11 protein-coding genes are annotated in these 12,305 nt (G+C 69.9%); 7 read left to right on the top strand and 4 right to left on the bottom strand.

Going from position 1 to position 12,305, the window contains the following annotated elements; all coding sequences use genetic code 11:
* The first annotated feature begins 101 nt into the window (after nt 1–101).
* The 3 genes from serC (at nt 102) to H2Q94_RS02425 (ending at nt 3,202) form a co-directional block, all read left to right on the top strand.
* Nucleotides 102–1,241 carry a phosphoserine transaminase gene (gene serC, locus H2Q94_RS02435; protein ID WP_243791543.1) on the top strand — a complete coding sequence of 380 codons (1,140 nt, stop codon included), beginning with the start codon at nt 102–104 and terminating at the stop codon, nt 1,239–1,241.
* A gap of 264 nt (nt 1,242–1,505) precedes the next feature.
* A complete protein-coding gene (gene sepH, locus H2Q94_RS02430; protein WP_243791540.1) occupies nt 1,506–2,456 on the top strand; it encodes a septation protein SepH in 951 nt (316 codons plus the stop codon).
* 284 nt (nt 2,457–2,740) lie between these two features.
* Complete coding sequence (locus H2Q94_RS02425; protein ID WP_243791538.1) at nt 2,741–3,202, top strand: nuclear transport factor 2 family protein; 462 nt, start codon at nt 2,741–2,743, stop codon at nt 3,200–3,202.
* 222 nt (nt 3,203–3,424) lie between these two features.
* Here H2Q94_RS02425 and H2Q94_RS02420 read toward each other — a convergent pair whose 3' ends face one another.
* Together H2Q94_RS02420 and H2Q94_RS02415 are read right to left on the bottom strand one after the other, a co-directional pair.
* The gene (locus H2Q94_RS02420; RefSeq protein WP_243791536.1) at nt 3,425–4,045 is read right to left on the bottom strand and encodes a DUF2537 domain-containing protein; all 621 of its coding nucleotides are present in this window, start codon (nt 4,043–4,045) and stop codon (nt 3,425–3,427) included.
* Nucleotides 4,042–4,848 (bottom strand): TrmH family RNA methyltransferase, encoded by an 807-nt coding sequence (locus H2Q94_RS02415; protein ID WP_243791534.1) that lies wholly within the window; start codon nt 4,846–4,848, stop codon nt 4,042–4,044. The genes H2Q94_RS02420 and H2Q94_RS02415 overlap by 4 nt, the downstream gene beginning before the upstream one ends.
* 343 nt (nt 4,849–5,191) lie before the next feature.
* On the opposite strand from H2Q94_RS02415, the gene H2Q94_RS02410 reads away from it, so the two are divergent.
* The 4 genes from H2Q94_RS02410 (at nt 5,192) to H2Q94_RS02395 (ending at nt 10,052) form a co-directional block, all read left to right on the top strand.
* Nucleotides 5,192–6,502, top strand: a complete 1,311-nt coding sequence (locus H2Q94_RS02410; RefSeq protein ID WP_243791532.1) for a multidrug effflux MFS transporter — start codon at nt 5,192–5,194, stop codon at nt 6,500–6,502.
* Nucleotides 6,503–6,713: 211 nt separating this feature from the next.
* Nucleotides 6,714–7,649 carry an aldo/keto reductase gene (locus H2Q94_RS02405; protein WP_243791530.1) on the top strand — a complete coding sequence of 312 codons (936 nt, stop codon included), beginning with the start codon at nt 6,714–6,716 and terminating at the stop codon, nt 7,647–7,649.
* 149 nt (nt 7,650–7,798) lie between these two features.
* Nucleotides 7,799–9,295, top strand: a complete 1,497-nt coding sequence (locus tag H2Q94_RS02400) for a glutamate-cysteine ligase family protein (RefSeq protein ID WP_243791528.1) — start codon at nt 7,799–7,801, stop codon at nt 9,293–9,295.
* A gap of 127 nt (nt 9,296–9,422) precedes the next feature.
* Entirely contained in the window at nt 9,423–10,052 is a 630-nt protein-coding gene (locus H2Q94_RS02395) for a superoxide dismutase (RefSeq protein ID WP_184483219.1), read from the top strand.
* Between the two features lie 272 nt (nt 10,053–10,324).
* Here the strand turns inward: H2Q94_RS02395 and H2Q94_RS02390 are convergent, their stop codons facing one another.
* Both H2Q94_RS02390 and H2Q94_RS02385 read right to left on the bottom strand, forming a co-directional pair.
* The gene (locus tag H2Q94_RS02390) at nt 10,325–11,662 is read right to left on the bottom strand and encodes an MFS transporter (RefSeq protein ID WP_397545413.1); all 1,338 of its coding nucleotides are present in this window, start codon (nt 11,660–11,662) and stop codon (nt 10,325–10,327) included.
* Nucleotides 11,663–11,684: 22 nt separating this feature from the next.
* Entirely contained in the window at nt 11,685–12,119 is a 435-nt protein-coding gene (locus tag H2Q94_RS02385) for a MarR family winged helix-turn-helix transcriptional regulator (RefSeq protein ID WP_243791526.1), read from the bottom strand.
* Between the last annotated feature and the right edge of the window lie 186 nt (nt 12,120–12,305).

Genomic DNA, 12,305 nt, shown 5'->3' with positions numbered 1-12,305 from the left:
GGCGACCCGGGGTCCGCCGAACCCCAATCGTCCCCACGCAGGCGTTCCCCGGAGGGGCACCCGCGCGACAAGCCGACTCGACAACACCCGGAGGCGCCGGAATGACGCAGGCCGAAACCGACCCGACCACCTTGAAGCTGCCCAGCGAGCTCGCCCCGTCCGATGGCCGATTCGGCTGCGGCCCGTCGAAGGTCCGCGACGAGCAGCTGGCCCGGCTCGCCACCGACGGCGCCGCCGTGCTCGGCACCTCGCACCGGCAGAAGCCGGTGAAGGCACTGGTCGGGCGCGTCCGCGAAGGCTTGGGCCAGCTGTTCTCGTTGCCCGAGGGCTACGAGGTCGTGCTCGGCGTCGGCGGCACCACCGCGTTCTGGGACGCCGCCGCGTTCGGCCTGGTGCGGGAGAAGTCGCTGCACCTGACCTACGGCGAGTTCTCGCAGAAGTTCGCGAAGGCCACGAAGGGCGCCCCGTTCCTGGCGGACCCGATCGTCGTGTCCGCCGACCCCGGTGACGCCCCGACTCCCGTCTCGGACCCGAACGTCGACCTGATCGGCTGGGCGCACAACGAGACCTCCACCGGCGTGATGCTGCCCCCGACCCGCCCCGCGGGTTCGGAGCAGGCGCTGATCGCGGTGGACGCGACCTCGGGCGCGGGCGGGCTGCCGTTCAACGCCGCCGACGTGGACGTCTACTACTTCGCGCCGCAGAAGTCCTTCGCCTCCGACGGCGGGCTGTGGCTGGCCGCGATGAGCCCGGCCGCGATCGAGCGGGTCAACGAGATCGGCGCCTCGGACCGCTGGGTGCCGGAGTTCCTGTCGCTGCCGACCGCGCTGGACAATTCCCGCAAGGACCAGACCTACAACACGCCGGCGGTGGCGACGCTGTTCCTGCTGGCCGACCAGATCGACTGGATGAACTCCCAGGGCGGTCTCGACTGGTGCACGGCGCGGACCCGCGAGTCCTCGCAGCGGCTGTACCAGTGGGCGGAGGCTTCGAGCTACGCGACGCCGTTCGTGCAGGACCCGGCGAAGCGCTCGCAGGTCGTGGTCACGCTCGACTTCGACGACTCGATCGACGCCGCCGCGATCGCCAAGGCGCTGCGCGCGAACGGCATCGTGGACACCGAGCCGTACCGCAAGCTGGGCCGCAACCAGCTGCGGGTCGGCACGTTCCCGGCGATCGAGCCGGACGACGTGACGGCGCTGACGAAGTCCATCGACTGGGTGGTCTCTCAGCTTTCCTGAGCGCGCCGCGCCTGTCTCACCTGGTCGTCACCTCACCATGGCGACCGGCACATCCGTGTCACCCGAACTGGCTGTTGATCACTTGCTGTGATCGGAATAGTGGTCGAATTTCGCTAAGTGTTCGCATGTCGACCGCTATTCAGGCAAGATCGGGTAGGGAGAGGATGGTCACGAAGCGACACCGAACCCGGCGTGGCTCCCCCGTCAAGGGGGCACGCCGGGTTACGGTCACAGCTTGGTGACAACGACCGGGGAGGCTAGCGTATGCGCGCGCTGCGGGTTGTCGGGCTGGATGAGGACGGTGAAACCGTCATCTGCGAAGACCCCGAGAACGGCGACCGTTTTTCGGTGCCCGCCGACGAACGGCTACGTGCCGCCGCGCGTGGTGACCTGACCCGGCTCGGCCAGGTGCAGATCGAGATGGAGGCGCAGATGCGCCCCCGCGAGATCCAGGCGCGCGTTCGCGCCGGCGCCTCGGTCGAGGACGTCGCCACCGCCGCCGGAATCCCGGAACAGCGGGTGGAGCGCTACGCCTACCCGGTGCTGCTGGAGCGCGCGCAGATCGCGGAGCGTTCGCAGCGCGCCCACCCCGTCCGCGAGGACGGTCCCGACGTGCAGACCCTCGGCGAGGTCGTCGCGCACACCTTCGGGATGCGGGGGCACGACTTCACCGACGCCGACTGGGACGCGTGGCGCGGCGAGGACGGCAAGTGGGTCGTCCGGCTGCTCTGGCAGGCCGGGCGTTCCGAGAACCACGCGCACTGGGTGTTCCACCCCGGCGCGCACGGCGGCACCGTCGCTCCGCTCGACGATCACGCGGTGGATCTGCTGGACCCGTCGCCGAACCGGCCGTTGCGGACGGTCCGGCCGGTGACGGCGCTGGCCCGCGAGGCGCTGGAGCTGGACGAGGCCGAGGAGGAATCGGTGGAGATCACCGAGGACACCGCCCCGCCGCCGCCCGCTCCGCCGAAGCAGACCGCCCCGCCGAAGCAGACCACCCCGGCGATCCCGTCCTTGGATCTGGAGCCGACTCCCACGCCGACCGAGCCGGAACCGGAGGAGTCGGCGCCGCTGGCCGAACAGGCCGGTGACGACGACATGGAAGCGGTCGAGGACGAGGCCGCGCGCAAGACCGAACCGGCGCGGCGGCGCAAGAACCACCCGATGGTCCCGTCTTGGGAGGACGTCCTGCTGGGTGTCCGTTCCCACCGCTGACCTCGACGCATCCGGAAGGCCCCTTCGGCGGGAGGGGCCTTTCGCGTGTCCACCGCCGCTCTCCCCTGGAGCAAGGAGTCCTCGCAGAATGATCTTTGATCCGCGTCTTGCCCACGGCGGAACCGGTGCGCAGTGACCCCCAGCAGGCCGACCACCTCTCAGCGGCTTCCTCGCGAGGATTTCGCCGTGTGGGGGCCATGAGAAATCGATCCCGCAGCGAGGGAGTCGCTGAGTTCCGCTGAGCGACCCACCACGCAGCCCATTCCGCAAGGAGCCCTGAGCCCATGTCCGAACCTCGCCCGCCGTTCCCGCCGTTCGACGAGGAGTCCGCGCTGCGGAAGGTCCAGGCCGCCGAAGACGCCTGGAACACCCGCGACCCGCACCGGGTCAGCCTCGCGTACACGCCCGACTCCGTCTGGCGCAACCGGGACACCTTCGTCACCGGCCGCGCGGAGATCGTGGAGTTCCTGACCGCCAAGTGGGAGCGCGAACTGGATTACGCGCTGCGCAAGAGCCTCTGGAGCTACCACGGTGATCGCATCGCGGTCCGCTTTCAGTACGAGTGCCGCGATCACGACGGCCAGTGGTGGCGCAGCTACGGCAACGAGCTGTGGGAGTTCACCGACACCGGCCTGATGCGCCGCCGCGAAGCCAGCATCAACGACGTCCGGATCACCGAGGACGAGCGCCGCTTGTTCGGCCCTCGCCCCGCGGAGGAGCACGGCCAGGACATCCCGCTGCGATGAGCGGTCCGCCGCTGAAGCCGGATTCGGCACGGGTCTTTGATCTGTTTCCTGTCAGCGGCGAAGCCGATGAGCGGCGACCACCCCAGCAACCGGCGCCGCAGCGGGTTCTCAGCCGTCTTCTCGCGCGGACGGCTTCTCCCTCGTGGCCGGAGCCGCTAGGGAAGAAGATCTCGCAGCGAGAAGACGGCTGAGGTTCCGCCCCCGCCCCTCCAAGCAGGCCGGTCACCCCAGCAAAGAGAGCAGCAGCGCTAACCAGGCGAGGGCCACTCCCCCGGCGGCGCCGAAGGCGACCCAGCGCCACACCGGGACGCGCCGTCCCAGCCAGATCGACGGAGCGAAACCGCCGACGACGACCGCGTTGACCAGCAACGCCAGCGGCAGGCTCACTTCGCCCAGGCCGCGGCTCACGACGACCAGCGAGATCGTCACGATCACGGCGATCACCACGCTGATCGTGATCCCGGTGGCCCACGGGGCGGGTTCCGGCGGTCCGTCGGCCGGTGCCGCCCGGCGGACGCGGCTCATGCGACCGCGCGACGGGTCCCAGTAGCCGACCTCGCCGCCGGTCTCGGCGGCCAACCGCGCGGCGAGCTGGCGACCGCGCCGGGACATCAGGGTCGCCGAGGTCTCCCCGGAGATGTCCTGGTCCGGCGGCACCGTGTGCACCACGTGCGCCCACTCGTGCAGGTCGTCGACCAGCGCCGAGGGCAGCGCGAGCCGGGCCGGGTCGTACTCGCGGACCGTGTGCCGCTGCGCACCGGAACGTTCGGCGCGGTTGACGAGCACCGCACGTCCCCGGCTCACTCGCAGTTCCCACCGCGAGGGTTGGACCGCCCCGGTCATCGTGGTCCGCTCATCGCGTGGAACACGATCGCACCGGCGGTGGCGACGTTGAGCGAGTCCACTTCGGGGTTCATCGGGATGCGCACCGGCAGGTCCGCCACCGAGATGGTCTCCTCGGCGAGGCCGGGTCCTTCCGAGCCGAGCAGCACCGCCACCCGCCCCTGGTCGAGCCCGGCGTCCCGCAGCGAGGCGGCGGTGGCGCGCGGAGTCAGCGCGGCGATCCGGAAGCCGTGGTCGGTGAGCAGTTTCAGCCCGCCGGGCCAGGCGTCGAGGTGGGCGAACGGAACGCGCAGCACGTGGCCCATGGAGACCCGGATGCTGCGCCGGTACAGCGGGTCGGCGCAGCCGCCGCCGAGCAGGACCCCGTCGATGCCGAGCGCGGCGGCGTTGCGGAACAACGCGCCCAGGTTCTCGTGATCGCCGACGCCTTCCAGCACGGCGAGCCTGCGGGCGCCGCCGATCAGCTCGGCGGCCTCGACGGTGTGCGCGCGATCGGCGACGGCGAGCACGCCCCGGTTGAGGTGGAAGCCGACGATGCCGCTCATCAGGTCCGCGGAGACCACGTACGCGGGCACGTCCACGCCGGTGAGGGCATCGGCGAGCGCGTCGATGCGTTTGCGGACGCCGAGCAGCGCGCGCACCGGGTACGGGGAGGCGAGCAGTCGTTCGACGACGACGGTGCCTTCGGCGATGACCAGGCCGCGGCCGCCGGGGCGGTCCGGGCGGCGGTCGGCGGTGGCGAGATCCCGGAAGTCGTCGACCCTCGGGTCGTCGACGTCGGTCACCTCGTGCACGCGTGCCACGCGTGCATTTTCGCATTCGGCGTCATCTTGACCGGAACGGTGTCGCGATCTCGCCGGAGTGGGCCGTGATGATCGAGCTCACAGTGAACGGGTGCGCCCGCTGGGCATAACGGGGGCTTCCGGGACGTTAGTTGCAGAGAGCAAGCTGTTGTCGTTGTCCACCACACCCCTGAGCCCGTGGCTCGGTCACTGCCGACCCGGGTGTCCGGCTCGCCCGCGCGAGCAGTGGTCGCGAAACGACGAGGCGGTCCGCAGGTGGCGTGCCAGGGGGCATCAGCGGCCGCACTCACACCGACACCGCCGGATCCGAGCACTTCCGGCGGCGAACCGAATGAGGAGACGTATGTCCACCGCCGCGGAGGCCGCGATCGACGAGGCCGCCCAACGCCGGTTGGGGAGCAAGACCAGATTCGCCCTCATCCTCGGTGGCTTGACGGCCTTCGGGCCGCTGTCCATCGACATGTACCTGCCCGCGCTGCCGCAGCTGACCACGGAGCTGGGCGCTTCCGAGTCGCAGGCGCAGCTGACGCTGACCGCGGTTCTGCTGGGGCTCGCGCTGGGCCAGTTGATCGCCGGGCCGATCAGCGACGCCGTCGGCAGGCGGCGTCCGCTGCTGATCGGGCTCGTCGTCTACATCGCCGCGTCCGTGCTGTGCGCGCTGTCCGGTTCGATCTACGCGCTGGCCGGGTTGCGCCTGCTGCAGGGGGCCGGCGCCGCGGCGGGCATGGTGATCGCCCGCGCGGCCGTCCGCGACCTGTACTCCGGGGTGGAGGCCGCTCGCTTCTTCTCCTCGCTGATGCTGGTGACCGGGCTGGCGCCGATCTTGGCGCCGGTCCTGGGCGGGCAGGTCCTCGCGCACACCACGTGGCGCGGCGTGTTCGTGGTGCTGACCACGTTCGGCACGGTGCTGTTGCTGGTGGCGGCGTTCCTGCTGCCGGAGACGAAGCCGAAGCAGTGGCGGCAGCCCGCGCACCTGGGCAGCACGTTCCGGACGTTCGGTTCGCTGCTGTCGGCGCCGTCGTTCCTGGGCAACGCGCTGACCGGCGGGCTGGGCATGGCGGCGATGTTCGCCTACATCTCCGGTTCGTCGTTCGTGCTGCAGAACATCTACGGCATGTCGCCGCAGACCTACAGCATCGCGTTCGGCGCGAACGCGATCGGACTCGTGCTGGCGGGGCAGGTGAACGCGCGCCTGGTCGGCCGGGTGGCCACGGAGGCGCAGCTGCTGGTGGGCGCGCTGCTGACGTCCACGGTGGCGGGCGCGGTGCTGCTGTCGGCGGCGCTGCTGAACCTGCCGTTGCCGTTCCTGCTGGGCGCGTTGTTCGTGATGATCTCGGCGCTGGGCTTCGTCATGCCGAACACGACGATGCTGGCGCTGGCCGACAACCGCGAGGTCTCCGGGAGCGCTTCGGCGCTGCTGGGCGTGTGCCAGTTCCTCGTCGGCGCGCTCGCCGCACCGCTGGTCGGGCTGGGCGGTACCGGCTCCGCGGTGCCGATGGCGATGGTGATGTTCGGCGTTGTGGTGGCCGCCGCGGTCATGTTCCTGACGCTGGGACGGCGCGGGCTCAAGCGCCCGGAGGTCATCGCCAGCTCCGCCGAGGTGCACGAGGACGCGCAGGCGAGTGCGACGCGGGTCGATCCGGCCGCGCGCTGACCGTCGCCCGCGCGCGTCATCGACCACAAGCGGGTGGACAACGCGCGCGGGTGGGGAAATATCGTGCGGTTCGCAGCCGTGATCATCAAGCGGCGTCCACCGCAGAGCCCCGACCACTCCCCTGATCACCTCCGCCCCGCACGAGAGCTCCGGGGCCGGGGCATCGCCGGGCACGCCCGGCAACGCCACCGACGACCGAAGGCAGGTTTCCATGGCCCCACTGGGCAGCACCGATCTCGACGTCCACCCGATCTGCCTGGGCGGCAACGTCTTCGGCTGGACGGCCGATCGCGCCGACTCGTTCGCCGTGCTCGACGCCTACGCCGCAGCGGGCGGCAACTTCATCGACACCGCCGACCTGTACATGGCCACCGTTCCCGGCAATTCCGGCGGCGAGTCCGAAACGATCATCGGCGAGTGGTTGCGGGCTCGCGGCAACCGCGACCAGGTCGTCGTCGCCACCAAGGTCGCGAAGCTGCCGGGCCGCCGCGGCTTGTCGGCGGACAACATCCGCGCGGGCGCCGAGGATTCGCTGCGCCGCCTCGGCGTGGACCACATCGACCTGTACTACGCGCACGAGGACGACGAGTCGGTGCCGCAGGCGGAGACGATGGCCGCGTTCGACGGCCTGGTGCGCGAGGGCAAGGTGCGCCACCTCGCCGCCTCCAACTTCACCGGTGAGCGGCTGGCTTCGGCGCTGGCGGTCTCCGACCGCGAGGGGCTCGCCCGCTATCAGGCGATCCAGCCGCACTACAACCTCGTCGAGCGCGCCGATTACGAGACCGACCTGGCCGGCCTCGTGGAGCGGGAGGGGCTGCCGGTGCTGCCGTATTTCGCGCTGGCGAAGGGTTTCCTCACCGGCAAGTACCGGCCGGGCGACACGTTCTCGGACAGCCCGCGCGCGGATGCCGCGCGTAGTTACCTGGACGAACGAGGCGTCAAGATCCTCACCGCATTGGAGGAGGTCGCAACGCTGCGTGGAGTCCCGGAGGCGTCGGTGGCGCTGGCCTGGCTGCGCGGCCGCCCGTCGATCGCGGCCCCGATCGCCAGTGCCCGCAACACCGATCAGCTGACGGCACTGCTGGTAGCGGCCGAGCTGGAGCTGACCGAAGCGGAGCTGGAGCGGCTCACCACGGCCTCTGCCTGAGGTCCGGAAAGTCGCCTTTTCCCGCTGGTCAAATGCGGTATTCGGGTGCTCGCTCGAACACCGTTTTGGACGCTGGTCCGCCGGGTACCGATGTGTCACCGTTGGTGTCCACCTAGCCGGCGTGCTGGCCGACCGAGCGGGGAGACGGCATGGGGAAGCACGTGACCAGTCGGGCTTTCACTCCTGTGGACCGGCAACGCTATCGAGACAAGATGCAGCGCGGCCTCGACGCGTTAGCGCGGATGCTGGCCGGGGGCGACTTCTCCTTCCCGCATCAGCAGATGGGGCTGGAGATGGAGCTGAGCCTCGTCGACGAGCGGATGGATCCGTCGATGTCGAACTCGGTGGTGCTGGAGAAGATCAACGATCCCTCGTTCACCACCGAGCTGGGCCAGCACAACATCGAGCTCAACGTGCTGCCCCGGGCGCTGGCCGGGGACGGCGCTCTGGAGCTGGAGCACGAGCTGCGCAAGGCGTTGCTGCGCGCGGACCGCAAGGCGCAGGACGCGAACACGAAGCTGGTGCTGATCGGCACGCTGCCCACGTTGCGGCGCGGGCACTTCGATCCGTCCTGGCTCTCGCACAATCCGCGGTATTCGCAGCTCAACGAGCAGATCTTCACCGCCAAGGGCGAGGAGATGCTGCTGGACATGGAGGGCGCCCCGCTCGGTGACGGCGGCCCGGAGCGGCTTCGGTGCTACGCGGACTCCATCGTTCCCGAATCGGCGTGCACTTCGGTGCAACTGCACCTGCAAGTCTCACCGGAAGATTTCGCCGCGCACTGGAACGCCGCACAGTGCCTGGCCGGGGTGCAGCTCGCGATCGGCGCGAATTCGCCTTTCCTGCTGGGCAAAGCACTGTGGCACGAGACGCGGGTGCCGCTGTTCCAGCAGGCCACCGACACCCGGCCGCAGGAGTTGAAGAACCAGGGCGTGCGGCCGCGGGTGTGGTTCGGGGAACGCTGGATCACGTCGATCTTCGACCTGTTCGAGGAGAACGTCCGCTACTTCCCGGCCCTGCTGCCGGAACCGGAGGAAGAAGACCCGGTCGCCGCACTGCAAGCGGGCCGCGCGCCGACGCTCGCGGAACTGCGGCTGCACAACGGCACCATCTGGCGCTGGAACCGCCCGGTCTACGACCTGGTGGACGGCGTTCCGCACCTGCGGGTGGAGAACCGGGTGCTGCCGTCGGGGCCGAGCGTGCCGGACGTGATGGCCAACGCCGCGTTCTTCTACGGCGTGCAGCGGGCGCTGACCGAGCAGGATCGTCCACTATGGACTCAAATGTCGTTCGCCGCGGCCGAGGAGAACTTCTACACCGGCGCCCGGCACGGCATGGACGCGCACCTGTACTGGCCGGGCGCGGGCTGGGTCACCCCCGATGAGCTGGTGCTGCGCCGCCTGCTGCCGATGGCGCACGAGGGACTCCGGCTGTGCGGAGTGTCCGACGCGGCGCGGGAGCACACGCTGGGCGTCATCGAGGCGCGCTGCCTGCGCAAGCAGACCGGATCGTCCTGGCAGCGCGACGTGGTGGCGCGGCTGGAACAGCGCGGTCACGACCGGCCGTCGGCGCTGGCGACGATGCTGCGGCGCTACGTGGAGCTCACCGACTCCGCCGAGCCGGTGCACGCCTGGCCGCTGGAGTGAATCCCCGCGCCCACCGATCCCGGTGACTGAGATCAATCCCCGCCCGGACTGCGCGACGCGGACAGTTGCTACTAGATTGCAATTGCTAGACACTGTCGATAGCGATACGCGCACAGGGAGACGCTCAATGGCTCAGTACGTGCTGCCCGAGTTGGATTACGACTACGCGGCGCTGGAGCCCGCGATCTCGGGTGAGATCAACGAGCTGCACCACAGCAAGCACCACGCGACTTATGTGAAGGGCGCCAACGACACGATCGAGAAGATCGCGGAGGCGCGGGACAAGGGTGACTTCGGTTCGATCGTGGGGTTGGAGACGACCCTGGCGTTCAACTTGGCGGGGCACTCGCTGCACTTGGTGTGGTGGAAGATCCTGTCGCCGAACGGGGGCGACAAGCCGACGGGTGAGCTGGCGGCGGCGATCGATCAGGACTTCGGGTCGTTCGACAAGTTCCGGGCTCAGCTGGAGGCGGTGTCCACCACGATCCAGGGCAACGGCTGGGGCGTGCTGGCGTGGGACCCGGTGGGTCAGCGGTTGATCACGCAGCAGTTGCGTGATCACCACTCGAACCTGTCGATCGCCACGACGCCGCTGCTGGTGTTCGACATCTGGGAGCACGCGTACTACCTGCAGTACAAGAACGTGAAGGCGGACTACGTCAAGCAGTTGTGGAACGTCGTGAACTGGGACGAGGTCGGCAAGCGCTTCGCCGACGCCCGCGCCGGCTACAACGGTCTGCGCCTGCCCACCGCCTGATCCGCCCCCGCGCGGACCACCGGCTCGGCAGTGGATGCTCCGACAAGCGAAGCTGCCGACCACTTCGGGGCCTTCCCGCCGGGAAGGCCCCGAAGTGCTTTCCGGGGGCGATGAGCCCGCGGCGAGGCGCTCACGGCGATGTCGGAGCGCCGCGCGTAGCGCTCCGGCGGGCCGGGTCCGCACGCGAACGAACCCCGCCTCCCGGGGGAAGCGGGGTTCGCTCTGTTCCCGAACTGACTGCCGCTCCCACCACGAAGCGGACATGTATTAGGTTAGCCTAACCTCCCAGTCCCTGCAACCCCCGATCTGCGCGACCGCCACAGCAGCAGTCCGCACCCCGCAGCGGCCAGCAGCGAGGCGACTCCGCCCAGCAGTACCGGCGATCGCGGCCCCAGCACTTCGGCGAGCCAGCCCGAGGCCAGCCCGCCCAGCGGTTTCCCGCCGAGGAACAGCAGCATGTACAGCCCCATCACGCGCCCGCGCATCGACGGGTCGACGCTCAGCTGCACGGTCGAGTTCGCGCTGGTCGTGAACGTCATCACCGCGATCCCGACCGGAATCAGCATCACCGCGAACGACCAGTAGTCCGGCATCAGCGCGCCCACCGCCTCCAGCAGCCCGAACGCTGCGGCGCCGAGCACCATCAGCCGCAGTCTCGATCCCGCCCGGGCACTGCGGCGTGCGGCGAGCGTGGCGCCGGAGAGGGTGCCGACGGCGAGCATCGTGATCAGCAGCCCGTAGCCGTCGGCGTCCCGGCCGAAGACGTTGCGGGCGATGACCGCGAAGGTGCTCTCGAAGTTCATCCCGAACGTGCTGACGCAGAACACCAGCACCATCACCGCGACCAGATCGGGCCGCCGCCGCACGTAGTGCAGCCCGGCGAGCAGCTGGCCGCGTTCCTTCGGCACCCGGTCGGGGCGGTGCAGCAACGCCACGTTCATCAGCAGCAGCCCGCCCACCACGCCGGCGGAGCTGATGCCGTTGACGAGGAACACCCAGCCGGTACCGACGGCGGTGATGAGCAGTCCCGCGAGGGCGGGGCCGACGATCCGCGCCAGGTTGAAGATCATCGAGTTCAGCGCGACGGCGTTGGTGAGCTGCGCGGGTCCGACCATCTCCACCACGAACGATTGCCGCACCGGCGCGTCGATCGCCGCGAACGCGCCGAGCACCGCGCAGAACGCGTACACGTGCCAGAGCCGCACGATCCCGGAGACGTCGAGCAGGCCGAGCAGCAGCCCGCAGACTCCCAGCGCGATCTGCGTCCCGATCAGCAGGCGCCGCTTGTCGAACCGGTCGGCCGCGGTGCCCGCCCACAGCGTGAGCAGCAGCGTCGGCAGGAACTGCAGCGCCACCGCGACACCGAGGGCTCCGGCGCTGCCGCCGGAGAGTTCCAGCACCAGCCAGTCCTGCGCGGCCCGCTGCATCCAGGTGCCGGTGAGCGAGATGACCTGACCGGAGGCGTAGTAGCGGTAGTTGCGGACCCGAAGCGACCCGAACATCCCGCCACCGGACTTCCGGCCCGGTGGTGCACCGAGCTCGCCGGTGGTGGATGCGCGGTCCGCACCGTCCGGACCGGGTCCTGACGGGTGCAGCGATTCACCTGACACCGCCGACGTGCTCAGCTCCCCTCTAGCGCTCCGAGATGCGTTCCATGATCTCGGCGGCGCGGCTCAGGGCCGCGCGTTCGTCCTTGGTCAGCTCGGCGAGCTGAATGTCGAGCCAGCGCTCCCGAGCGGAGATCTCTTCGTTGATGCGGTCCCGGCCGGCGTCGGTGAGGTCGACGACGGCTTGCCGCCCATCGGTGGGATGCGGGGTGCGCACCACCAGGCCGAGGCCTTCGAGAGCGGCGATGACCCTGGTCATCGAGGGCGGCTGCACGCCTTCTTTCGCGGCGAGCACGCCCGGCGTCATGGCTCCCGCCTTGTGCAGGCAGGACAGCGCGGACAACTGGGAGAGCGTGACGACGGAGTCGGTGCTCTGCGCCCGCAACCTGCGGTTGAGTCGGACGGAGGCCATCCGCAGCCGAGTGGCCAGCGTGCGCTCACGTTCAGCGATCTCGGACACGTCGTTAGTCTACCAAACTATTTGACGACAAATCGGACGATCGACCCATGGTCGGGCGATGCGCGGAGCTTAGGGGACCCGAGGCTCCGCGATCACCCGAGGTGGCGAATTCGTGCCCGATCGTCAGGAGATCGGGCGCCGCGACGACGGCGAGCGATGTCGAACCGTCGACGCCCGGTGACCACT

Source organism: Saccharopolyspora gloriosae (assembly GCF_022828475.1).
GTDB classification, from domain to species: Bacteria; Actinomycetota; Actinomycetes; order Mycobacteriales; family Pseudonocardiaceae; genus Saccharopolyspora_C; species Saccharopolyspora_C gloriosae_A.
This window is presented reverse-complemented; position numbering and strand designations above follow the sequence as displayed.

What these genes read in the sequence shown, in the direction of transcription:
- serC (WP_243791543.1), top strand. Translation starts at nt 102, where the DNA reads ATGACGCAGGCCGAAACCGACCCGACCACCTTGAAGCTGCCCAGCGAG.
- sepH (WP_243791540.1), top strand. Translation starts at nt 1,506, where the DNA reads ATGCGCGCGCTGCGGGTTGTCGGGCTGGATGAGGACGGTGAAACCGTC.
- H2Q94_RS02425 (WP_243791538.1), top strand. Translation starts at nt 2,741, where the DNA reads ATGTCCGAACCTCGCCCGCCGTTCCCGCCGTTCGACGAGGAGTCCGCG.
- H2Q94_RS02420 (WP_243791536.1), bottom strand. Translation starts at nt 4,045, where the DNA reads ATGACCGGGGCGGTCCAACCCTCGCGGTGGGAACTGCGAGTGAGCCGG.
- H2Q94_RS02410 (WP_243791532.1), top strand. Translation starts at nt 5,192, where the DNA reads ATGTCCACCGCCGCGGAGGCCGCGATCGACGAGGCCGCCCAACGCCGG.
- H2Q94_RS02405 (WP_243791530.1), top strand. Translation starts at nt 6,714, where the DNA reads ATGGCCCCACTGGGCAGCACCGATCTCGACGTCCACCCGATCTGCCTG.
- H2Q94_RS02400 (WP_243791528.1), top strand. Translation starts at nt 7,799, where the DNA reads ATGGGGAAGCACGTGACCAGTCGGGCTTTCACTCCTGTGGACCGGCAA.
- H2Q94_RS02395 (WP_184483219.1), top strand. Translation starts at nt 9,423, where the DNA reads ATGGCTCAGTACGTGCTGCCCGAGTTGGATTACGACTACGCGGCGCTG.